Annotated in this window: 21 protein-coding genes; 17 read left to right on the top strand and 4 right to left on the bottom strand. The window is 69.9% G+C overall.

All coding sequences use genetic code 11. From position 1 onward, the window contains the following. Positions 1 to 22 precede the first annotated feature (22 nt). The 6 genes from MQN93_RS27780 (at position 23) to MQN93_RS27755 (ending at position 7,143) form a co-directional block, all read left to right on the top strand. On the top strand, positions 23 to 844 hold the full coding sequence (locus MQN93_RS27780; protein WP_242711713.1) for a GntR family transcriptional regulator: 822 nt from the start codon (positions 23 to 25) through the stop codon (positions 842 to 844). 136 nt (positions 845 to 980) lie between these two features. Beyond that, on the top strand, positions 981 to 1,574 hold the full coding sequence (locus MQN93_RS27775) for an Rv1733c family protein (RefSeq protein WP_242711712.1): 594 nt from the start codon (positions 981 to 983) through the stop codon (positions 1,572 to 1,574). Positions 1,575 to 1,910: 336 nt separating this feature from the next. Further along, a complete protein-coding gene (locus MQN93_RS27770; protein WP_016432876.1) occupies positions 1,911 to 2,858 on the top strand; it encodes an MIP/aquaporin family protein in 948 nt (315 codons plus the stop codon). Between the two features lie 160 nt (positions 2,859 to 3,018). After that, entirely contained in the window at positions 3,019 to 4,209 is a 1,191-nt protein-coding gene (locus MQN93_RS27765; RefSeq protein WP_242711711.1) for a sensor histidine kinase, read from the top strand. Positions 4,210 to 4,380: 171 nt separating this feature from the next. Continuing rightward, positions 4,381 to 5,340: a sugar ABC transporter substrate-binding protein gene (locus tag MQN93_RS27760; RefSeq protein WP_242711710.1), complete on the top strand. Its 960-nt coding sequence runs from the start codon at positions 4,381 to 4,383 to the stop codon at positions 5,338 to 5,340. An 81-nt stretch (positions 5,341 to 5,421) separates the two neighbouring features. Continuing rightward, positions 5,422 to 7,143: a tannase/feruloyl esterase family alpha/beta hydrolase gene (locus tag MQN93_RS27755; RefSeq protein ID WP_242711709.1), complete on the top strand. Its 1,722-nt coding sequence runs from the start codon at positions 5,422 to 5,424 to the stop codon at positions 7,141 to 7,143. Positions 7,144 to 7,249: 106 nt separating this feature from the next. Here MQN93_RS27755 and MQN93_RS27750 read toward each other — a convergent pair whose 3' ends face one another. After that, positions 7,250 to 7,465, bottom strand: a complete 216-nt coding sequence (locus MQN93_RS27750) for a hypothetical protein (protein WP_242711708.1) — start codon at positions 7,463 to 7,465, stop codon at positions 7,250 to 7,252. Between the two features lie 566 nt (positions 7,466 to 8,031). Here MQN93_RS27750 and MQN93_RS27745 point away from each other — a divergent pair. The 9 genes from MQN93_RS27745 to MQN93_RS27705 all read left to right on the top strand — a co-directional run bounded on the left by MQN93_RS27745 (position 8,032) and on the right by MQN93_RS27705 (position 16,833). Continuing rightward, entirely contained in the window at positions 8,032 to 9,276 is a 1,245-nt protein-coding gene (locus MQN93_RS27745; protein ID WP_242711707.1) for a sugar ABC transporter substrate-binding protein, read from the top strand. A 5-nt stretch (positions 9,277 to 9,281) separates the two neighbouring features. Then, positions 9,282 to 10,274, top strand: coding sequence for a carbohydrate ABC transporter permease (locus MQN93_RS27740; RefSeq protein WP_242711706.1), 993 nt, complete (start codon positions 9,282 to 9,284; stop codon positions 10,272 to 10,274). After that, positions 10,271 to 11,155: a carbohydrate ABC transporter permease gene (locus tag MQN93_RS27735; protein ID WP_242711705.1), complete on the top strand. Its 885-nt coding sequence runs from the start codon at positions 10,271 to 10,273 to the stop codon at positions 11,153 to 11,155. The genes MQN93_RS27740 and MQN93_RS27735 overlap by 4 nt, the downstream gene beginning before the upstream one ends. 89 nt (positions 11,156 to 11,244) lie before the next feature. After that, positions 11,245 to 12,447 carry a glycoside hydrolase family 1 protein gene (locus tag MQN93_RS27730; protein WP_242711704.1) on the top strand — a complete coding sequence of 401 codons (1,203 nt, stop codon included), beginning with the start codon at positions 11,245 to 11,247 and terminating at the stop codon, positions 12,445 to 12,447. Positions 12,448 to 12,560: 113 nt separating this feature from the next. Then, positions 12,561 to 13,982, top strand: coding sequence for a glucoamylase family protein (locus MQN93_RS27725; RefSeq protein WP_242711703.1), 1,422 nt, complete (start codon positions 12,561 to 12,563; stop codon positions 13,980 to 13,982). Positions 13,983 to 14,049: 67 nt separating this feature from the next. Further along, positions 14,050 to 15,204: a LacI family DNA-binding transcriptional regulator gene (locus MQN93_RS27720; protein WP_278191220.1), complete on the top strand. Its 1,155-nt coding sequence runs from the start codon at positions 14,050 to 14,052 to the stop codon at positions 15,202 to 15,204. Between the two features lie 81 nt (positions 15,205 to 15,285). Further along, the gene (locus MQN93_RS27715; protein WP_242711701.1) at positions 15,286 to 15,648 is read left to right on the top strand and encodes an ArsR/SmtB family transcription factor; all 363 of its coding nucleotides are present in this window, start codon (positions 15,286 to 15,288) and stop codon (positions 15,646 to 15,648) included. Beyond that, a complete protein-coding gene (locus tag MQN93_RS27710; RefSeq protein ID WP_242711700.1) occupies positions 15,632 to 16,168 on the top strand; it encodes an SRPBCC family protein in 537 nt (178 codons plus the stop codon). The genes MQN93_RS27715 and MQN93_RS27710 overlap by 17 nt, the downstream gene beginning before the upstream one ends. Beyond that, positions 16,168 to 16,833, top strand: a complete 666-nt coding sequence (locus MQN93_RS27705) for a dihydrofolate reductase family protein (protein ID WP_242711699.1) — start codon at positions 16,168 to 16,170, stop codon at positions 16,831 to 16,833. Before MQN93_RS27710 ends, MQN93_RS27705 begins: the two co-directional genes overlap by 1 nt. Before the next feature lie 42 nt (positions 16,834 to 16,875). Here MQN93_RS27705 and MQN93_RS27700 read toward each other — a convergent pair whose 3' ends face one another. From MQN93_RS27700 to MQN93_RS27690, 3 genes are all read right to left on the bottom strand, one after another. Continuing rightward, complete coding sequence (locus MQN93_RS27700) at positions 16,876 to 17,886, bottom strand: peptidoglycan-binding domain-containing protein (protein WP_242711698.1); 1,011 nt, start codon at positions 17,884 to 17,886, stop codon at positions 16,876 to 16,878. Between the two features lie 146 nt (positions 17,887 to 18,032). After that, positions 18,033 to 18,647, bottom strand: a complete 615-nt coding sequence (locus MQN93_RS27695) for a phosphatase PAP2 family protein (protein WP_016432892.1) — start codon at positions 18,645 to 18,647, stop codon at positions 18,033 to 18,035. Between the two features lie 90 nt (positions 18,648 to 18,737). Beyond that, entirely contained in the window at positions 18,738 to 20,141 is a 1,404-nt protein-coding gene (locus MQN93_RS27690; RefSeq protein WP_372504466.1) for a diacylglycerol/lipid kinase family protein, read from the bottom strand. A gap of 271 nt (positions 20,142 to 20,412) precedes the next feature. On the opposite strand from MQN93_RS27690, the gene MQN93_RS27685 reads away from it, so the two are divergent. Together MQN93_RS27685 and MQN93_RS27680 are read left to right on the top strand one after the other, a co-directional pair. After that, positions 20,413 to 20,859: an SRPBCC family protein gene (locus MQN93_RS27685; protein WP_242711697.1), complete on the top strand. Its 447-nt coding sequence runs from the start codon at positions 20,413 to 20,415 to the stop codon at positions 20,857 to 20,859. A gap of 179 nt (positions 20,860 to 21,038) precedes the next feature. Further along, on the top strand, positions 21,039 to 22,568 hold the full coding sequence (locus MQN93_RS27680) for an MFS transporter (RefSeq protein ID WP_016432895.1): 1,530 nt from the start codon (positions 21,039 to 21,041) through the stop codon (positions 22,566 to 22,568). Positions 22,569 to 22,618: the final 50 nt, after the last annotated feature.

The following is a 22,618-nucleotide window of genomic DNA, read 5'->3' as shown; positions in this document are numbered from 1 at the left end:
CACGGCGGCAGGAGCGGGCGACATGACGGCTGGCGACTCGGGAGCGGTCCTCAAGCGGGAGCGAGTGCGGGACCACATCCTGCAGTTGATCGAGTCACTTCGACCGGGGGACGCCATTCCCTCCGAGCGGACCCTGTGCGCCGACCTGAACGTCTCCCGGCCGACCCTGCGAGCGGCGGTCGACGAACTCGTGGCGGCCGGACTCCTCGTACGCGAACACGGCCGCGGCATGTTCGTGGCACCCGAGAAGATCACCCAGGAACTCGTCTCCGACTCCCACGGCATGACCCTTCCGCAGGCGTCCGGCACCTGGTCGAGCCGCTTGCTGGAGTTCACCACCATCGCGGCCGGCGCCCGTGTGGGCCGCAAGCTCAGCCTCTCCCCCGCCGCCGACATCGTCTACGCGGCCCGGCTGCGCCTGGTCGACGGCGCCCCGATGGCGATCGAACACCTGCACATCCGGGCGGACCTGGTGCCCGCGCTCACCGCGCAGGAGCTGGAGGCGGGCGATCTGTACGAGCATCTGCGGGAGCGGCACCGGGTCCATGTGCGCGACGCCGTGCAGACGATCGAGCCCACCGTCGTCAGCCAGGCCGAGGGCAGACTCCTGGAGGTCCCCCACCTCTCCCCCGCCCTGCTCTTCGAACGCCTCACCAACGACACCGAGGGCCGGCCCGTGGAGTACGTCCACTCCATCTACCGGGGCGACCGCTACCGCATCGTCTCCCGCCTCACCCTGGACTCCTCGCACACCCACGGCACGCCGCCCGAGACCGGCTTCATCCCGGGCATGCCGCCCGGCACGGTCACCCAGTGGGAAGCGACGCCCACCACCCCGCACTGACGACCCGCGACGCCGTCCGACGGGCCGGTGAGTTCGGCGCCGCCGGGTGTCGACGGGGCCGCCGGGGGTAGCAGTCGCTCAGGAACCATTGCACAGGGCAACATCCGAGACAGGTGCCGCCGGGACTCTCGAGGGGGTGTCGGCCCGTGACGACGACATGAGCCGCGCGAGCGTGCGGCTGTGGAGGTGGCGGAGCAATCCGCTGCGACGGCGTATCGATGTCGTGGAGGCGTGGGTCATCCTCGCGGCCTGGGTGTGCGCCATAGCGGGTGGTCTGGCGGCGGCGTGGGTGACGGGCAGCGCCGCCGCGGCGGGCTACGACCGCGCGCGGGCCGAACGCCGACCGGTCTCCGCGGTCGTGGTGAAACGCGCGAAGTCCGAGGCCACGACGGGTCCGACGAGCGATCGCCGGATACGGGCGACGGTCCGCTGGACCGGAACCGACGGACACGCGCACACGGGCCGTACCCATGTGCGGGCGGGAGCCGCCCCGGGTGACCCGATCCGGGTGTGGGCGAACGCCCGGAACGAGCTGACGGCCGAGCCCCTGTCCCCCACGAACGCGATGTTCCAGTCCGCCATGGTCGGCCTCACGGCGGCGGGCGGTGCGGGTGTGGTGGTACTGGTCGGTGTCCAGTGCATACAGGCGGGCCTGGGCCGACGCCGTATGCGTCTGTGGGCCGACGCCTGGGAGCAGGCGGACCGGCGGTGGGGCGGGTCGGTCGTGTGAATGACCGGCGCGCTCACGTGTGACACCGTCTACGCGATCACGCGTTGAAACGTCTACGCGATCACGGACCGGCCCTGCCTGAGCGGGACGCCGCACACACCTGTGCCGCAGCGTCGACCCGGGAGTAGGCTATTGCACACTGCAACAGTCACCGTGCCGACCTGCTCCGGCTCTCCCCGAGCGCACTCACCACCGGCGGTGCACGACCCCGCGCCGAGGTCGATCGGCCGCGGCACCGGAGGGCGGCCCGCCGAACTTGCCGCAGCCGTCCAGCGGCGTTATGACGGGACAAACCGCGCTTCGGCGTGGTGCACAACCGCACATCGGGAGGATCACATGGCCGTAGAGATCCAGCCCCTGCTCAAACCCTCCCGGCTCAGGCGCCGGGGAGGGTTGTGGGGTGAGTGCCTGGCTGAGTTCCTGGGCACCTTCGTCCTGATCGCCTTTGGTTGCGGTGTGGTGGCGATGGCGGTCGCCGCCCTCCCAGGGTCGGGTCGCACCTCCGGACCCACGACGTTCTTCCTCGGCGCCGGGGACTGGCTGCTCATCACCTGGGGCTGGGCGATGGCCGTCGTCTTCGGTGTGTACGTGGCCGGCGGCGTCAGTGGCGCGCACATCAACCCGGCGGTGACGCTGGCGTTCGCCGTGCGCCGCAAGTTCCCCTGGGCCAAGGTCCTCCCCTACTGGATCTCCCAACTGGTCGGGGCCTTCGCGGGTGCCGCGCTCGTCTACGCCGTCTACCACGATGCGATCAACACCTTCGACGACGCCATGAAGGGCCCCAAGACCAACGGACACACCCTCGCCTCGTTCTCCATCTTCGGCACCTTCCCGGCGCCGTACTTCCACGGCGGCATCTGGGGCCCGCTGATCGACCAGATCGTCGGCACCGCCTTCCTGGTGATGCTGGTCGTCGCCCTGATCGACCTGCGCAACACCGCGGTGAAGGCGAACCTCGGCCCGCTGCTGGTCGGCTTCGCCGTGGCCGCCATCGGCATGTCCTTCGGCGCCAACGCCGGGTACGCCATCAACCCCGCCCGTGACCTCGGCCCACGGCTGTTCACCTGGGCGGCAGGCTGGCAGGACCTGGCCATGCCGGGCACCTTGTCCGGCGCCTTCAGCAACTACTTCTGGATACCCATCGTCGGACCACTGGTCGGCGGTGTGATCGGCGTGCTCGTCTACGACCTGTTCATCGGCGACGTGCTGCACATCCGTGCCCAGGAGGAGATCCCACCGGAACCCGGCCGGACGAGGCCGGCGACGACGGCGGACGAGGAGTAGCCGCGTCCTTGCATACGGCGGCGATATGTGGCGCTGCCTAGGCTTCCGGCATGCACGTTCTGACCGAGGAGGAGCCCTGCCCGAGTGAAGTCGTCCGTGACGGTCCGCGGCTGCGGGCACCCCACCGCAGCCGCGCACACCGCTCACCCGGACGGCACTCATGAAAGGGCGCCGGGAGCTCAGCGCCCGATGGAAGCTCACTCTCAGCTACGCCGGGTTCCTCTTCCTCGCCGGTGCGCTTCTGCTGGCCCTGGTGTGGGTGTTCGTGCTCCGCTGGCTTCCGCAGGACGACCCTCGGGCCCTCCAGGAAGCGTTCGGCGCCGTGATCATCGTCGGGCCCAACCGCTCGGACATGCTGCGCGGCTTCGTGCCTGCCGCCGCCATTGCGCTGGCCTTCCTCCTGCTGTTCGGCCTCGCCGGCGGATGGGTTCTCGCGGGGCGGATGCTCGCACCGCTCACGCGGATCGGTCATGCCGCACGGATGGCGGCGAAGGGATCCCTGTCCCATCGGATCGGTATGACGGGTCCGATGGACGAATTCCGTGAACTCGCCGACGTGTTCGACACCATGCTCGAACAACTGGAGTCCCACGTAGGCGAACAGCAGAGGTTCGCCGCGAACGCCTCGCACGAACTGCGCACCCCGCTGGCGATCTCCCGGACGCTCCTCGACGCCGCCCGCAACGATCCCACGCGGGACCCGGACGAACTCATCGAACGCCTTCGCACCGTCAACACGCGGGCGATCGACCTCACCGAGGCCCTTCTGCTGCTCAGCCGCGCGGGCCGCAGGAGCTTCGCGCGCGAGCCCGTCGATCTCTCCCTCATGGCCGAGGAAGCCGTCGAGACGCTCCTTCCGCTCGCCGAAAAGCGCCGGATCACGCTCGACGTCACCGGCGAGCGGGCGCCGACCTCCGGTTCCCCGGCGCTGATCCTGCGCATGGTGACGAACCTCGTCCAGAACGCCGTCGTCCACAATCTCCCCGCCGACGGCACCGTCACGGTCCACACCGAACAGCGGCTCCACACCTGCGTGTTGCGGGTCGAGAACACGGGTCCTCCGCTTCCTCCGGAACTGGTACCGCTCCTCACGGAGCCCTTCCAACGCGGAACGGAACGCATACGCGCCGACGAACACGCAGGCGTCGGTCTCGGGTTGGCCATCGTGCACAGCATCGTCCAAGCCCACGACGGCACCCTCGACCTCACCCCACGCCCCACCGGCGGCCTGTGCGCCACCATCCGACTCCCCGCCGCCCCACGCACGGACACGTCCGCGAGCGGGACGCGCGAGACCGTGGGCCGGACGTCCGGTGCGGGCCTGGGCAACCCGCGGAAGATGGTCAACTGACCGGCGGGGAACGGCACTTCGAGGCGTACCGGATGTGGTGCCGGACCGCATACCGCACCGCGCACATCCATAGCTTGCGCATCCGTGAGGATCCGCAGGGTTCGGCACGGTTATAGCTTCGGCCGGTCTCGTACGCCGCGAGCCCGCTCGCCACTGAAAGGCGGCCCAGCCATGACCTCGTCCGACCGTCGCCGAAGACCCCTGGCCGCCTCGCTCCTCGCCATTGTCCTCGGCCTCAGCGGCTGCACCATGCAGTCCGGCGCCGCGGAGACCCACGAAGGCCCCCTGAGGATCGGCTTCGTGAACGGCGGCGACACCCTGTTCCACACCTGTCTGCAGCAGGCCGTCGTGACGACCGCGAAGAACAACCTCACCGAGATCGTCACGGCCGACTCGCACCAGAACGCCGCACAGGAACTGTCCAACATCAAGGACATGATCGCCCGGCACGTCGACGTGATCATCGTGCAGACCGTCGACACACACGCGCTCAGGACGGACATCGCCGAGGCCCAGGACGCCGGCATCCCGGTCTTCCTGACCTCGGTGAACGCCGAACCCTCCAAGATCCTCGGAGCCGTCGTGGTCGACCTGAAGGCCGTCGGACGGCTCGACGCCCAATGGATCCGCGAGAACGCGGCAGGCCACCAGGCCGAGGTCGGCGTCATCGCAGGCGCCCCCGGCGCGGCCTCCGACCTGCTGGTCGGGGGCTTCACCGGGGCGCTGCCCGCCAACGCCCGTGTGGTGGCCAGTCGGCCCGGCATGTTCGACGCCACCAAGGCGCGACAGGTGGCCGCCGACATGATCCGGGACCACCCGGACCTCGACTACGTGTTCGTCGCCAACGAGGAGATGGCCTTCGCCGCCCGCAAGGCCTTCGACGCGGCCGGCGGCCAGGGCGTCAAGATCGTCACCGTCAACGGCACCGACGCGGGCCTGGCCGCTCTGAGGGACGGGCGTTTCGCCGCCACGGTCGCCAACTCCGCTGCAAAGACCGGGCAGTTGGCGGTGGAGAACGCCCTGTCCCTGCTGCGTCACGAGAAGGCCGACAAGATCGACAAGACGCCGATCAGTCTCGTCACCAAGGATAACGCCGACACGGCACCGCTGTACTGCACGGCCGACTACTAGTCCAGGGAACGGAGATCGAGCATGCGCACGCTCTTCACATGGTGTCGGTGGATATCACCATGTCGGACGCCGGCCCCCTTCATGGCCACCTTGGCCGCCGCGCTCGCTCTCGTCACCGGGGCGGGCATCGCCCTCGCCGCCACCACGACCGGCAGCGCCCGCGCATCCGCGTCCGCCACCGCGGTGACGGCAGGCAGCACGGACTCAGGCATCGCCCCGGCCATGTCCTGTGCCTCCGTCGCAGGCCTGGACCTGGCGAATTCCGTGCCGGGCGTCCCCTTCGAGTTCACCTCCGCCACGGAGCTGAGCGCCGACGACAACACCCTCGGCGACTGGGCGGCCTGTGTGGTCAAGGGCGTCATCGCACCCCAGATCCACTTCGAGCTGCGCATGCCCCAGACGGGCTGGCAGGCCGGCTATCTGCAGCTCGGCTGCGGCGGACTGTGCGGCAACGTGAACGCGGGCAGCGCGCCCGCCTCGGCCGGCTGCGTCCCGCTGACCGACGGCGCGTTCGCGGTCGCCTCCAGCGACGAGGGCCACTCCCAGGGCGGTGGACTGTTCTCCACCGACCCGGCGCTGCGGGCCGACTTCGGCTACAAGTCCGACCATCTCCTGGCCCAGGTGGCGAAGACGACGATCCAGAAGTACTACGGACGGGCCGCGACCCACGCCTACTTCGACGGATGCTCCCAGGGTGGACATCAGGCGCTGACGGAGGCCCAGCGTTACCCCCATGACTTCGACGGCATCATCGCCGGCGCCCCCGCCAACAACTTCACCGCCCTCAACACCTTCTCGCACGCGTGGACAGCGCAGTCGGTCTACCTCGACGGCGGCCCGGCCACCCTCACGACGGCCGACCTCGCTCCGCTCCATGCGGCCGTCCTCAAGGGGTGCGGGGCCACGGACGGCGTCATCGTCGACCCGCTGAGCTGCACCTGGGACCCGGCAAGCATCAAGTGCGGGGCCGAACAGACCTCCACCGCCTCGGACTTCTGCCTGACCGCGGACCAGGTGACCACCGTGCGGCGCATCTACGCCGGTCCCACCGACGCACACGGCAGACTGCTCTACCCCGGACACCAGCTGCGCGGCTCCGAGCCGAACTGGGCCGGCGTCATCGTGCCCGCCACGGCCACCGGCACCAGCGGTGACATCAACTTCGTACGGGAGACGCTCCGTTACCAGGTCTTCGACAGCCCGCAGCCGCACCTGACGTACAGGGACGTCAAGTTCACGGCGGCCTACTACAAGAAGATCATGCAGCCCAACGAGAGCATGTACGACGCCACCGATCCGGACCTCAGGGCGTTCAAGAAGGTCGGCGGCAAACTGATCCTCTGGCACGGGCTCGGCGACCAGCACATCCCGGCCGTCGGCACCATGGCGTACTACAAGGCCGTGCAGAAGGTCATGGGAGGCAGCGCGAGGACCGGGGACTTCGCCCGGCTGTTCCTGCTCCCCGGTGTCGCGCACTGCGGCGGCGGCCAGGGGCCGGACACCTTCGACGCACTGACCGCCGTGGTCGACTGGGTCACCGAGGGCAAGGCACCGGACAGCCTGCTCACCAAGTCGCTCGACAGCAGCGGCAAGGTCACCGCGAGCAGGCCGGCCTACCCCTTCCCCTACGTCGCCGAGAACACGACAGGCGGCCCGGCCGACGAACCCGGCAGTTACACCCCGGTCCTGTCCAGGGCCGAGGGGAACCTCAGCCTGAACTGGCTCGGCTCGTTCCGCTCCGGTTACGAGACGGTCGGCAACTGGGTCCACGGCGAGTGGGTCGTGAGCAAGGGCAAGGCCTGATCGTCATGCGGTGACCACAGGCACCCCGGCACCCCGTGTCGGCGATGGTCCCCGTCCGCTGCCGGACGACCATGGCCGACACGGGCCCTAGCCTCACGGCCGACCTCTACTCGCTCCTGCGGTCCAGGACACGACGGGCCGCCTCGGCCTCCGCCGCCGGTGGCGACAGTTCGTCCAGCGTGTCCAGCTCGTCGTCCGTTGCCAGCTCCTTCTCCCATGCCTCCGCGAGGATCTCCTGCTCCTCGCGCGGCCTGGCACCGACGGCCTCCCGGTGCTCCGGGTCAAGGGCTGCCAGGAATCGTTCGACCGTATCCGTCGTCATACGGTCCTCCTTGTCACGCAAACAGGAAAGTGGTGCCACCCTGCGCCAGCATGGCGGAAGCTCCGGCGCCTGGCCACCCGGCGCCGGCGAGTACAAACCGACGGACGCACAGCCGCTCGCCGATCACTGGGAGCGGGAGTCACGATCCCTGAGCGCGCTCACACCCGTGGAGTCGGCGAAGTGGTGATAAGCGTGAGCCTGCCGACGCGCATCGCGAAAGCCCCGGGTGGCCGCCGCTTCGATCCGATGCGTGTCGGCACCGAGCGGCATCCGCCGCCGCTCCCGGCGCACGAGCACAGTGATCGCGGTGCCCAGGACAGCTCCCACGCCCGCGATGGCGAGTGCAACAGAACCCAAGTCATCCCCCGTGTGCGTATCGCCGAGGCGTCAAGTCAAGCCGACCGACCCCCGTTCACGCAACGGCACCTCGGAGGCCTGCCCTCACCCCCAGCCGTTACCAGAGCGTGACCGGCGACCCACTTGCCAGCCCTCCGGCGCGTGTAACACAGTCATGTATGCGCTTACAGACAGCGCATACATCAGCCACGCTCGACGAGGAGCACACTATGCACCGCGCCGTCCGGACCGCCTCACTCGCCCTCGTGGCGGCGTCCGCTCTCACCCTGTCCGCATGCGGTGGTTCGGGGGGCAAGGACGTGGGGGCCGACGCGAAGCAGACGTTGACCGTGTGGGCCATGGGGACGGAGGGCGAGAAGCTCGGCGACGTCGCCAAGGAGTACGAGAAGGCCCACCCCAACGTCACCGTGAAGGTGACCCCGGTCGGCTGGGACGTGGCGCACCAGAAGCTGGTCGCCGCGGCCGCCGCAGGCAAGCTCCCGGACGTGACGCAGATGGGCTCCAGCTACCTGGGCGAGTTCGCCGACATGGGTGCTCTGGAGCCGGTCGACACCAAGGCCTTCAAGCAGGGCAGCTTCTTCTCGTCCGCCTGGGACCAGGGCGTCTACGACGGCAAGGCCTACGGCGTTCCCTGGTACATCGACACCCGCGTCCTCTTCTACCGCACCGACCTGGCTAAGAAGGCCGGGATCGACGGCGCCCCCGCCACCATGGCGGACCTCCAGAAGGCGGCCGAGGCGTATCACGACAAGGCCGGGTCCAAGTGGGGTCTGTCCATCCAGCCGAGCGGGCTGGACACCGTGCAGAGCTTCTACCCGTTCCTCTACTCGTCCGGCGGCGCGATCCTCGACGACGACGGCAAGCCCGTTGTGAACAGCCCCGCGGCCGTCAAGGCGTTGGAGGACTACGGCAGTTACTACGCCAAGGGCCTCAGCGACAAGGTGTTCCGGCCGGGCTACGACGTCACGAAGGACTTCAACACCGGCGCCGTGCCGATGTTCTTCAGCGGACCGTGGATGGTGGGTCTGCTCAACGACAACTACCCGGACCTCAAGGGCAAGTGGGCCGTGACGGCCGTACCGGCCGACAAGTCCTCGGTCTCCATGGCCGGCGGCTCCAGCCTCGCGATCTCCGCCGACAGCTCCCACAAGGCCGCCGCCAAGGACTTCGTCGGCTACCTCACCGGCGCCGAGGGACAGGCCGACTGGTACAAGCGCACCAAGGACCTGCCCGCCAACACCCAGGCGTGGGAGACGGGTGAGCTCGCCGGCGACGCGGACATGAAGGTGTTCCGCAAGCAGATGGAGTCCGCGAAGGCGCTGCCCGCGCAGCCCAAGCTGACCGAGATCACCTCGAAGGTCGACGAGGCGATCGGGTCGGTCACCCAGGGCAAGTCCTCCGCGAAGGCGGCCCTGGACAAGGCGCAGTCCGCGATCCAGAGCCTGGTGGGTTAGTCGGCATGCCTCTCCTGACGGGATCGGCCGCGCACGACGCGGCCGTCACCAAGACCGGGCGCGGCGGCCGTGCTCAACCGCCGGGCGCGGGACGGCGGTTCGGTGGTCGCCGGCGTTCGCTGGGCCGGCGCAATCTGCACGGCTGGCTGTTCTCCACCCCGTTCCTCGTACTGTTCGGCGTCTTCATGCTGTTCCCGATCGTGGCGACGCTCTGGATGAGCTTCACCGACTTCGGTGTGCGTGACGTGCGCAAGCCGCTGGAGGCGGAGTTCGTCGGCCTGGACAACTACACGCAGCTGTTCGGCGACGACACCTTCCGCACGGCGCTCTTCAACACCGCCTACTTCGTCGTCGTCGGCGTGCCCCTGACCATCGTGCTCGGCCTGCTGGTCGCGCTGTTGCTGAACAACGGCATCGACCGGGCCCGTACCTTCTTCCGGGTCGGCTTCTACGCCCCGGTCGTCACGTCGATCGTCGCGGTCGCCGTCGTATGGCGCTTCGTGCTGGACCCGTCGGACGGCCTCGTCTCGGGTGTCGCCGCCGAACTCGGCACGACGACACCGGACTTCCTCGGCTCCCAGACCTGGGCCATGCCGTCGCTGATCCTGCTGGCGGTCTGGCGCAACCTCGGCACCGTCATGGTGCTGTTCATCGCCGGGCTGCAGGCGATCCCGGCCGAGGTGCGGGAGGCCGCGCGGCTCGACGGCGCCGGTCCCTGGCACGAACTGCGGCGCATCACCGTGCCGTTGCTGCGGCCGACGCTGCTCTACGCCACCGTCATCACCACCATCGGCTATCTGAACGTCTTCGAGGAGCCGTTCGTGATGACCCAGGGCGGGCCGGACAACGGCACGTTGACGGTGTCCCTGGACATGTACCGGGAGGGCTTCAACTTCTTCCACATGGGCTATGCGAGCGCGATGGCGTACGTGCTGTTCGTGGTGATCATGGCCATCACGGTGCTCCAGCTCCGACTGCTGAAGGACAACACCCGATGAGCGCCCCGACCGCCTCAGCCCCGGCCGCCTCCGCCCGGGACGCCCGGCACGGCGAGGGCCGCGTGCGCCGGCCCGTGCTGTACCTCGTCGCCTCGCTGGGCGTGCTGGTGATGGCGGCGCCGTTCCTGTGGATGGCGCTGTCCGCCTTCAAGACGAGGCAGGACCTGACGGCCAGCCCTCCTGTGTGGCTTCCGACGCAGTGGACGCTCGGCAACTTCCGTGCGCTGCTGGACCAGTTGGACATGCCGCGCTACTTCCTGAACTCGCTGATCGTGGCCGTCCTCGTGACCGTCTGCAATCTGCTGTTCTGCTCGATGCTCGGCTATGCGCTCGCCAAGCTCGACTTCGCGGGCCGCAGCAAGGTCTTCGGCACGGTGCTCGCCGCGCTGATGGTGCCGGGCAATCTGCTGATCCTGCCGCTGTATGTGCTGATGAGCGGGCTGAACCTGATCGACTCCTACGCCGGGCTCGTGCTGCCGTTCGCGGCGAGCGCCTTCGGGGTGTTCCTGATGCGGCAGTTCATGCAGTCGGTGCCGGACGAGCTGCTCGAGGCGGCCAGGATCGACGGTGCCGGCGAGTGGTTCATCTTCTGGCGCATCGTCCTGCCCCTGGTCAGACCGGCTCTGGCCACGCTGACGATCTTCACCTTCCTCGGCTCGTGGAACAACTTCGTCTGGCCGCTGGTCGCGACCAACGACCCGGGCAAGTACACGCTGCCGGTCGCCCTCGCGACGTTCGCCAACGATCCCAACCGCACCGTCGCCGGCGGCAACGGCATGCTCATGGCCGGGTCCCTCCTGGTGGTGCTGCCCGTCCTGGCCGTGTTCGCCGTCCTGCAACGCCACTTCACCCAGGGCATCGCGACCGCCGGCCTGAAATAGCCGCCGCGCATCCGCACCCCCGCCGGCCGTGCTCGGTCCGCGTGCCCGCACGATCCGACCGGCTCCCACCACACAGACAGAAACGGACGATGACCCACACCTCCCTCCGCTTCCCCGACGGCTTCCTCTGGGGCGCCTCCACCGCCGCCCACCAGATCGAGGGGAACAACGTCAACAGCGACTGGTGGCGCAAGGAACACGACCCGGAGGCGGGCATCTCCGAACCGAGCCTCGACGCCTGCGACAGCTACCACCGCTGGGAGCAGGACATGGACCTGCTGGCCCGCCTCGGCTTCACCGACTACCGCTTCAGCGTCGAGTGGGCCCGTATCGAACCGGCCCCCGGCGCCTTCTCCCGCGCCGAGATCGCGCACTACCGCCGTATGGTGGACGGCGCCCTGGCCCGCGGACTGCGCCCCATGGTGACCCTCCACCACTTCACCGTGCCGCAGTGGTTCGAGGACCTCGGCGGCTGGACCGCCGACGGAGCGGTGGAGTTGTTCGCCCGCTACGTCGAGAACTGCGCGCCGATCATCGCCGACGGCGTGCGCCATGTGTGCACCATCAACGAGCCCAACATGATCGCCGTCATGGCGGGCCTCGCCAAGCGCGGCGAGCAGGGCTTCCCGCCCGCCGGGCTGCCGTTCCCCGACCTGGAGACCACCGAAGCGGTGATCGCCGCACACCACGCCGCGGTCAAGGTGGTGCGGGCCGTCAACGCGGACATCCAGGTCGGCTGGACCATCGCCAACCAGGTCTACCAGGCGCTGCCCGGCGCCGAGGAGGTCACCGCCGCCTATCGCCGCCCCCGCGAGGACGTCTTCATCGAGGCGGCCCGCGGCGACGACTTCATCGGCGTCCAGTCCTACACGCGCACCAAGGTCGGCCAGGACGGTCCGGTCACCGCGCCCGAGGACGCCGAGCGCACCCTGACGCAGTGGGAGTACTACCCGGCCGCCGTGGGCGAGGCGCTGCGCCACACCGCCGACGTCATCGGCCGCGACATGCCCCTGATCGTGACCGAGAACGGCATCGCGACCGACGACGACACACGTCGTATCGACTACTACACGGGTGCACTCGCGGCCGTCGCCTCCGCCGTCGAGGACGGCCTCGACGTCCATGGCTATCTGGCCTGGAGCGCCCTGGACAACTACGAATGGGGCTCCTACACCCCCACGTTCGGCCTCATCGCCGTCGACCCCGTGACCTTCGAGCGCACGCCCAAGCCGTCCGCCGAGTGGCTCGGCGGCCTCGGCCGCACCCGCCTGCTCCCGCGTACCGCCTCCTGACCGCGCCACCCCGCCCGACGCGCCTCCGCGTCTCCCCCGTGCCCGGGAGCCGGTGGGCCCCTGACACCCACCGGCTCCCGTTCCGTCGTCCCCCTTCGAGGAGTTGATCCCGTATGAACCGTCGCCGGTTCCTCACGGCCGCCACCGCATCGGCAGCGGCCGTCTGCGCCACCGGACCCTCCGCCTTCGCCGCCACCGCCTCCCGTGCCCGCACCCCCTCGGACACCCAGCTGCTGCGCACCTGGTTCGAGGCGACCTACCGTTCGATCACGGCGATGACCACGGAACTCGGTCTGGCCGCCGACAAGATCGACGTCAGCGGCGCCAGCACGCCCGTCCCCTCGCCGCAGACCTCCCCGACCAACATCGGCTGCGGCTTGTGGTCCACGGTGGCCGCCGCCGGCCTCGGGGTCATCTCCGGCTCGCTCATGCACGAGCGGCTCGGCCGCGCGGTGGCGGCGGTGGAGAGACTGGAGCGCGCGCACGGCTTCTGGTTCAACTGGTACGACGCCCACGACGGTTCGGTGTTGACGACGTGGCCGGAGAGCGGGGACGCCGTCCGGCCCTTCCTGTCCACCGTCGACAACGCCTGGCTGGTCACCGGCCTCAGGATCGCGGCCGACGCCGACCCCGCACTGCGCCCGCGCATCGCCCGGCTGCTGGCGGGAGTCGACTGGTCGTACTTCTACACCCCCTACGACGCGGCCGACCCGGTCGCAGGGCCCGGTCAACTCCTCGGCGGCTACTGGCCCGACAAGCCCGGCAAGGGCGAACCCACCGGATTCCACTACGGAGCCCTCAACACCGAGCCGCGCATGGCCAGTTACCACGGCATCGCCGACGGCACCCTGCCCACCGACCACTACTGGCACCTCTTCCGCACCCTTCTGCCTGGCATGGGGCAGGAGCAGGAGCCCGAGGGCGGATACGTCACCGTGGACGGCGTACGGGTCTGGCAGGGCCACTACACCTACCGCGGCCGTAAACTCGTCCCCACCTGGGGCGGCTCGATGTTCGAGGCCCTGATGGTCCCCCTGTTCGTGCCCGAACCGGAGTGGTCGCCGCACTCGTGGGGCACCTCGCACCGGCGCTACATCCGCAGCCAGATCGAGCACGGCCTGATCGAGGAGAAGTACGGGTATTGGGGCTTCTCCCCCGCGAGCATCCCCGAAGGCGGCTACCGCGAGTACGGCGTCGACGGGATCGGCATGCAGGAGGACGGCTACAACAGCCTGGGCGTGGTCACGCCCCACGCCTCATTCCTGGCCCTGCCTCTCGTGCCGGACGAGGCCGTCGCCAACCTCAAGGCGCTCGACCGGAACCTCGGCGCGTACGACGACCGCTACGGCTTCCGTGACTCCGTCGACGTCACGACGGGCCGCGTCAGTGATGTCGTCCTCGCCCTGGACCAGGGAATGATCACCGCCGCCCTGGCCCAGCACCTGTCCCCCGGACTGCTCCAACGCCCCTTCCGCACCGGCGGGTTCCGCTCCCGGGTGCGTCCGCTGCTGGGCAAGGAGCGCTTCAGCATCTGACCGGTCGGCGTGCACGGTCGCACGGGTCCCGTCCCTTGCCCGGTTCAGGGGGCGGGACCTAAAATGAATGCGCTTACAGTCGTATGCCTGTGCATACCCGTCGCTTCGGGAGTCCCTTTTCGTGAGCACTGCCCCCACGGTGTACGACGTCGCCGAGCGGTCCGGGGTCTCCATCGCGACCGTGTCCCGGGTCTACCGCAATCCCGACTCCGTCCGCGCCGAGACGCGTGAACGCGTGCTGGCGGCGGCGCGTGAGCTCGGGTACGTGCCGAGCGGCAACGCCCGCGGGCTCGCCAGCCGTTCCACGGGCGTCCTCGGTCTCTGCTTCCCCGACTACTCCGACCCGGACGCCGAGGCGGAGGCGACCGAGGCCGAGGAGGAGGACGCGGCGACGCTCTACGCGGACCAGATCATCCGCGGCATGGAACGGGCCGCACGCCGCCACGGCTACGCCCTGCTGATCGCCGCGTCCCTCAAGGGCGGGCCGGAGAGCCTGGTGGCCAAGGTCGCCGGGCGCGTCGACGGCTTCGCCGTGCTGGCCCGGACCGTGCCGACACAGGAGTTGGAGGTGATCTCCCGCCGGCAGCCCGTGGTGATGCTCGCAGGACCCCGCGAGGGCACCGATCACCTGGACCATCTGGACCACATCGAGGTCGCCAACTTCGACGGCCAGCACGAACTGACCCGGCATCTCATCGAGGACCACGGCCTGCGTCGCCTCGCCTACATCGGGTCCGCGGAGGAGTCACCGGACGTGGAGGCCCGTTTTCGCGGATATCTCGCCGCGTGCCGTACGGGCGGGGTGCGCGTGAGCGACGAGCCCGATCTGCGGGTGGCGATGATGACCCAGGCCGAGGGGGAACGCGCCGTGGACGTCCTGCTCGCGCGGGAGGGCGAGCGCCCCGACGCCCTGGTGTTCGCCAACGACCAGCTGGCCGTCGGCGCGCTGCACGCGCTGCAGCAGCAGGGGCTGCGCGTCCCGGACGACGTGGTGGTGACGGGCTTCGACGGCATTCCGCTCAGCCGCCTGGTGCGCCCGGCGCTGACCACCGTGCGCCAGCCGATGCTGCGCATGGGAGAGGAGGCGGTCGAGCTGCTGATCAAACGCCTGACCGGCACCCGCGACACCGAGCCCGTGTCCCTGATGCTCCCCGTGACGGTCGTGCGCCGGGCCAGCTGCGGGTGCGGCAAGGCGGACGACGCGGGGCCGGAGCGCCGCTGAGCCCTCTCCCCCGTCCATTCCCCGGTCCGTGCTCGCCCGCTGCAGGTTTGACGCATGCCCATATAGGCATATGATGGAGCCATGGCACGAGCGGCGACGACCTCGGACACGTTCAACGCGATCGCCGAGCTGCAGCGGCGGGAGATCCTGGTGCTGCTGCGGAGCGGCGAGCGGCCGGTGACCGAACTGGCCCGGGACCTGGGCATGACCCAGCCGCAGGCGTCCAAGCACCTGCGGGTCCTCCGCGAGGTGGGACTGGTGCAGGTCCGCGGAATGGGCAAGCAGCGGCTGTACGCCCTGGACGCCCGCGGGCTGCGGCCGGTCCACGAATGGCTGGGCGGCTTCGAGCAGTTCTGGAACGAGAGCTTCGACCGACTGGACGAGTACGTGCAGGAGTTGAAGCGGACAAGGCAGACGGGACCACGCGATGGCGACGAGCAGTAGCGGCAGCACTCCTGCACACACGACCACGGACCGCGAGATCGTGATCTCCCGGCTGATCGACGCCGAGCCGTCGGTGGTGTTCGAGGCGTTCACACGGGTCCGGCATCTGTCGCGGTGGTGGGGCCCGGAAGGGTTCACGACCACGACACGGTCCTTCGACTTCCGCATCGGCGGCACATGGGACTTCGTGATGCACGGGCCGGACGGGACCGACTACCAGGAGTGGATCACCTGGCAGGAGATCGTTCCGCCGGAGCGGATCGCGCTGCTGCACGGCGAGCACCGCGACGACCCCAACGCCTTCGAGTCCGTCCTGACCTTCGAGCCCACGGGCGAGCAGACCCGGATCGTGATGCGCACGGTGTTCCCCACGAAGGAACTCCGCGACGAGGCAGTCGAGAAGTACCACGCGGTCGAGGGCGGCGAGCAGACACTGCGCAACCTGGCCGACTACGTCGCCGAACTCACCCGGGACGACGCCGGCCGGAACGGGACCACGCCGAAGGAGGCGAAGAACTGATGGCCGGGAAGGTGTTCTTCAGTGTGACGATGTCGCTCGACGGCTTCATGGCCCCCGAGGCGGTTTCTGTCGAGTACGCCTTCTCGTCCGAGGGCCGCAACGACCCGAGGGCCCGGCGCTGGATGACGCAATGGATGGAGCTGCAGGCGTGGCTGTTCCCGCAGCGGTTCTTCAGGGAGAACCTCAAGCTCGGCGAGGGCGGCGAGGAAGGGCTCGACAACGACATCGCCCGAGCGACGTACGAGCGCACCGGCGCGAGCGTCATGGGCAAGCGGATGTTCGACGGCGGCGAGCTGTCATGGCCGGAGGACGCGCCGTTCCACACCCCGGTGTTCGTCGTCACCCACACCGAGCGTGAGCCGTGGGAGCGGCCGGGCGGCACCGTTTTCCACTTCGTGAACGACGGGATCGAGAGCGCTCTGCTCCAGGCCCGTGAGGCCGCCGGCGACCGCGACGTCCGTATCGGGGGCGGCGCCGAGACGATCCAGCAGTACCTGGACAGCGGCCTGATCGACGAGTTCTCGATCACCCTCGCGCCGGTGCTGTTCGGGAACGGCATCCGCCTGTTCGACTGCGTGGACCCCGACCGACTCGCACTGGACCAGGTCCGCTCGGACGCATCATCCCGCGTGACCCACCTGACCTACACCGTCGCGAAGCGCTAGCTGCGGCGGATCCTGGCTGTGGGTGGCCGACAGCCGCCTGCGTCACGGCTCCGTGGTCTCGGCTTCGAGCGACGCGCGGGTCGCCACCCCGTAGACGCCCGACTCGTCCTTGAGGATGACGCGGGTGAGCTGGTAGCCGCGGACCGCGCTCTCCACGTCGCGGTCGTAGTCGCCGTCGGCGTCCCCGCGGTAGTAGCCGATCTGCCGCAGCCGCAGCTGGAGTTCGACGACTTCGGGTCCCTTGTCGCCGTAGCGGAGGACCGGGTCCCGGCCGCCCGAGGCGCTGGGTACCGGCGCACCGGGGGCAGTGGTGGTGGCCGTGGCCGCGGGTGCGCTGCCGCTCGGTCCGTCGGTCCCTGTCGGGGCGCCGCGGTCGTCGGCCGAGGTCGCGCCGGGTGAGGAGGACGTGGTCGCGGACGACTGCGCCGAGGACGACGGGGTGAGGGACGCGCCGCTGGACGACGGGTCATGTCCTGAGGGCCGCGTCTGTGGCAGCCCGGCCCGGACGCCGCCCGACACGGACCCCTCCCGCGATGGACCGTCGTACCAGAACAGGCCCCCGACGATGCCGCCCGCCACCACAACGGCCGCGGCGGCTGCGGCGCCGGTCACCAGCAGCGCCCGGGGCCGCCGCCGCCGGACGGACGTGCCGTCGGCCCGGGGAGGCGTGAGTAGGTCACCGTCGGATAAGGAGGCAGGGCCGTCCTGTACGACGGTCGTCGGCGCGTCCGCCAACTCCCCTGCGCCGTCCGGCTGTTGTGGCTCGTCGGCGTCCTTCGCCGCACCGGCATCCGTACCGGCCGCTTCGGTTTCCGCAGCTGCGCCCTCGGCCTCGGCGCTGGGCGTGGAGCCCTCCTCCGCACCGGCGTTGGCATCGATGTCGACGAACGGCCGTATGCGCACCGGATCGAAGTCCTCCGCGGCCGCCGCCTCGGCCGTACGGGACTGCCGGTGGACGTCGGACGCGCGGCGCGCGCAGGAGCAGGTCGGGGTGCCGTCCGCCCCTCGGGGCTTGCCGCACTCCGGACAGCTGGGGCCTGCCAGTTCACTCACGCGCGCTCCTCTCCGTACAGAATCCAGATCTTAAACATCTTTTCCGCACAGGATCTTCATGATCCCTGGGAATTCGGAACTGGAACGTCCGGAGGGTGTGGAGGAGGGTGGGAAGCAGTCATCGCGCGTAGGGAACCGGCCAGCAGTTACGGCCTCGAACCCGTGAGGCGGAACACCGTGTCGCTCAGGCCGCCCCGGCCGGCTGCCGCAAGTACCGTGGCCGCAGCGCCCGTTCCGAGGACGGCGCCCGCGATGACGTCGCCCGGATAGTGCACGCCGGTGTGGACCCGTGAGTAGCCCACGGCACAGGCCAGCAGGCCGAGGGGCACCGTGGCGGCCGGGAAGGCGGGGCCGACGGCGGCGGCGAAGGCCACCGCCGACGCCGTATGGCCCGAGGGGAAGGAGGCCGACTGCGGCATGGGCACATGCCGTCCGGGGAAGGGCGAGTCGACATCGCGGCGCGGGCGTGGGCGTCGTACGAGACGCTTGCCGAGCAGATTGGCCGTCGCCGAGGCCACACCGATCGCCGCGACCCCGAGAGCCGCCGCGCGGCGTGATCGCCCCGGCCACACCGCCAGGGCACCGGCGACCGCGAACGAGATCTTCGAGTGGTCCGCCGCCGCGGACAGCCGTCGCAGCGCGGAGTCCAGCGTGGGCGTACTGGTGACCGTCACGGCCTCGTACAGCGCCTGGTCGAGGGCGACGAGGTCGCGCATCAGACCTCGAGGTACTCGCTGGTTGCGAGGCGTGGCGTCAGTCATCGCTCTGCTCCTGGTTGCTCGCCGGGGTGCGGTCGTTCTCGCTGGAGTGCGGTCGTTCTAGCTGGAGGCCTGGTCGTTCGGGGTGGAGGACTAATCGTTCTCGCTCAGGGCCTGGTGGTTCTCGTCGGAAGCCTGGTTCTTCTTGTGCAGGCCGGGTGTTCGGGCGAAGGCGAGCCGGACGATGCGCCGCCAGTCGACCGACGGCGCCACATACGGCGCACCCGGACGGTGTTTGGGCACCCGTACCCGCAGCACACCCGGCCGTACCGTGCAGACGACGGGTGTGGGAAGGGTGAGCGCCTCACCATCCACGGCCACGGGTATCTGCTCCTCCTCCGACTCGACCACGACCCGACGGCACGTCAACGACGTGATGCCACTGGCCCGTTCGCCCAGCAGCGCGAGTTCGGCCGCCTGCGCCGCGCCGCCCACCTTGACCCCGATCACGCCGAGCCTGCCGGTGTCCAGCCGCGGCCGCCGCCCGCCGCCGAGCGGGTCCGCCCGCGCGTAGGGGTTGTTGCTCACCAGCAGCGTCTGCGGCTCCTCCAGGGGCTCCTCGTCGGCCCGCGCGGTCAGCGGGGCGCCCGCGTCGCCCGCCAGCAGGTCCGGCAGCTGGTCCAGGGTCGTGGCCGCTTTGGCGTCCCGGTACTCGGGGCTCTGGACTATCTCCGCGTACGCCCCGAAGGACGCCGTGTTGACGAACGGCCGGCCGCCCACCTCACCGAGGTCGACGCGGAGTTCCACTCCGTCGGTGAGGGCGTCCAGGCTCCGCGCAGGATCGTCGCGGTCCAGGCCGAGATCCATGGCGAAGTGGTTGCGGGTTCCGGCGGTCACGACCATGAACGGCAGACCGTGCTCGGCGGCCACCTGCGCCACCAGCGCCTGTGTGCCGTCGCCACCGGCCACCCCCAGCAGATCCGCGCCCTCGGCCACGGCCTGGCGGGCCAGCGCCACCGGGTCGGGATCGGCGTCCAGGTCGAGCAGGATCACCCGCGCGCCCAGCTTCTCGGCCTTCTCCACCAGCCCGTGTTCGACCACCTTGCCGCCGCCCGACCGCGGATTCATGATCAGTACGGCCCGGCGGGGCGGCCTGGTCGAGCGTGAGCGCATGCCGCGCGGCTTGCGCAGTCGCCGCAGCGCGCTGCGGGCACAGGCCAGCGCGACGGTCCACGACGCGAGCGCGGCCACCGCCACGACCCACAGGCCCGAGGCCGCGTACAGCACCAGCACTCCGACGGGCGCGGCGACGGCCAGCAGAGCGCCGAGGAGACGGGTGACCCCCCGGTGCGCCAGTGCCCACCAGATGCCCGCACCGGCCAGGGCGAACCCCGCCAGGCCCAGCAGCAGGAACAGCCACTGGCCGGCGCCCGCCGCCACGGCCGCGACGCCTCCGGCGACGCAGAGCAGGGACAGGCGGGCCATTGCCCGCGCCGGCCGCACACCTGTGCCGGAGCCCTCCGGCTCCGCCGCGCTCGTCGTTCGCGTCGAGTTCAATGTCGGGTCCCCGGTCACAGTCGTAGCGGACAGAACAGTTTTGACGGCGTTGCGGATGTGCGTGTCCGGAGCGCGTGCGCTGTCTGCCGGCTACCGAATTTTAGAGCGAGGACGTGCCACCACCGTCCCCCTGCCTCGGCCGTTTTCAATACCTCGGAAGCGCTCATGAAGAGGCGCCGATAGGCTGATGCCCGCTCGGCGCGTTTTCGTGCACCCGCTCGCACCCCCTGCACTCAGCCGGAACCCCAGCGATCACAGCACGGGAGGAATCGTGTCCGGTCAGTTCGAGGCGACAGCCGAGATCAACCGTCCCATCGAGGAGGTCTTCGCCTTCCTCGCCGAGGGGACGAACGACTCCAAGTTCAGCCCGAGGGTCCAGGCCATCACGAAGACCCCGGAAGGGCCGACGGTGGTGGGCACGGTCTTCACGAGCACGGTCAAGGACGCCGGCATGAAGACCGGCCGCAAGTTCCGGATCACCGAACTCGAAGCTCCGCACCGCATCCGCTGGGCGGAGATCTCCAAGAACACCGTGACGGCGGACGAAGGCGGCTACGACCTGGAGTCCACCGGCCCGGGCACCACCAAGGTACGGATCTTCAATGTGCTCGAAGGCCACGGCATCGGAAAGCTGCTGGTGGGGCTCGCGCTGCGTGCGGCACGCAAGGATGCGCCCGCCTTCGGACAACGGATCAAGACGGCCGTCGAGGCGTCCTGAGCGGCCGAACCCGCGCCCCCACCCTTCACCCGCAGGCCATGAGCCCGTTCGGGGCGTTGCACGCGTGAACAGTGCTCTGCTGGGCATCCGTTGTTTCACGCATCGGTCGTCCGTCCGCCACCGGAGGCGGACGACCGGATGTGCGGCGATACGACCGATCGAGCAAGGTGGCGCTGGTAGTGAATGCGAGCCCCAGGGATCCACGGTCCGGCTCTCCCGGCGGAGAGCGGCCGCGGGAGCGCGTGGCGGACCTGCCGCGGCAGGTCCGCGACGAACTGACCCGCCGACTCCGCCGCAGCAGGCGTGCCCTGCGGAAGGAGGACGTCCAGGTCGTCGAGCCGCCGCTGCTGCGGCGCGCGGTCGGCGCCTCCGCGCTCGGCAACTGCATGGAATGGTTCGACTTCGGCGTCTACAGCTATCTCGCCGCCACGATCGGCAAGGTGTTCTTCCCCGGAGCCTCACCCGCGGCCCAGGTCATCTCCTCCTTCGCGACGTTCGCCGCCGCATTCGTGGTGCGCCCGCTCGGCGGCCTGGTCTTCGGGCCGCTCGGTGACCGTCTGGGCCGGCAGAAGGTGCTCGCCACCACCATGATCCTGATGGCGATCGGCACCTTCGCCATCGGTCTGATCCCCAGTTACGCGACCATCGGCATCGCCGCGCCGATCCTCCTGCTGCTCGCCCGCATGCTGCAGGGCTTCTCCACCGGCGGGGAGTACGGCGGTGCCACCACCTTCGTGGCCGAGTACTCCCCCGACCGCCGCCGCGGCTTCCTCTCCAGCTGGCTCGACTTCGGCACGTTCGTCGGCTACGCGCTCGGTTCCGCCCTGGTCACCCTGCTGAACCTCGCGCTGAGCGACGACCAGATGCTCGCGTGGGGCTGGCGCATCCCGTTCCTGATCGCGGGGCCGCTGGGCGCCATCGGCCTGTACATGCGGCTGAAGCTGGAGGAGTCGCCCGCCTTCCAGCAGCAGCTCGACGAGCACGAGAAGAGCCTCGCCCAGACGTCGGCCGGCAGCGAGTTCAGGACCATCGTCAAGGACCACTGGCCCGCCCTGCTGATCTGCATGGGGCTCGTGCTGCTGTACAACGTCACCAACTACATGGTGACCGGCTATCTGCCCACCTATCAGACCGAGACCCTGAACCGCTCCAGCGCCTCCGCCGATGTGCTGGTCCTCATCGGCATGGTGTGGATCGTGCTGCTGATCACCTTCATCGGCCGCCTCAGCGACCATGTGGGACGGCGGCCCGTCTACGCCGTGTCGGCGGCGGCGATGATCGTCCTGGCGGTCCCGTCCTTCCAGCTGATCAAGATGCACGGCACCTGGCCGCCGATCTTCGGCGTGCTGATCCTGTCGACGCTGCTGGCGTGCTTCGCCGCACCGAGTGCCGCCACACTGCCCGCGCTCTTCCCCACCGCCGTGCGCTACGCGGCCATGGGCATCGGCTTCAACTTCGCCGTGGCCGCGTTCGGCGGCACCACTCCACTGGTCACCGCCGCCCTGGTGAGCGTCACCGGCGACGATCTGATGCCCGCCTACTACCTCATGCTGGCCGGAGTCATCGGGCTGATCACGGTCAAGTTCCTGCCGGAGAGCGCACAGGTGCCCCTCAACGGCTCGCAGCCGATGGTGGGTTCGGAGGAGGAGCAGCGCGAACTGCTCTCCACCTCCGAAGAGCTGTACCGCTCGGCCCGGCAGAAGGTCTGAGCGGTACGGGGCGTCCCTGAACGATCCGCGTCCACGATGCAGCGCGCCCC

It is taken from the genome of Streptomyces spinosisporus, from assembly GCF_022698145.1.
Taxonomy (GTDB): Bacteria; Actinomycetota; Actinomycetes; order Streptomycetales; family Streptomycetaceae; genus Streptomyces; species Streptomyces spinosisporus.
The sequence above is the reverse complement of the archived record's forward strand: the minus strand, read 5'-3'. Positions and strand labels throughout refer to the sequence as shown.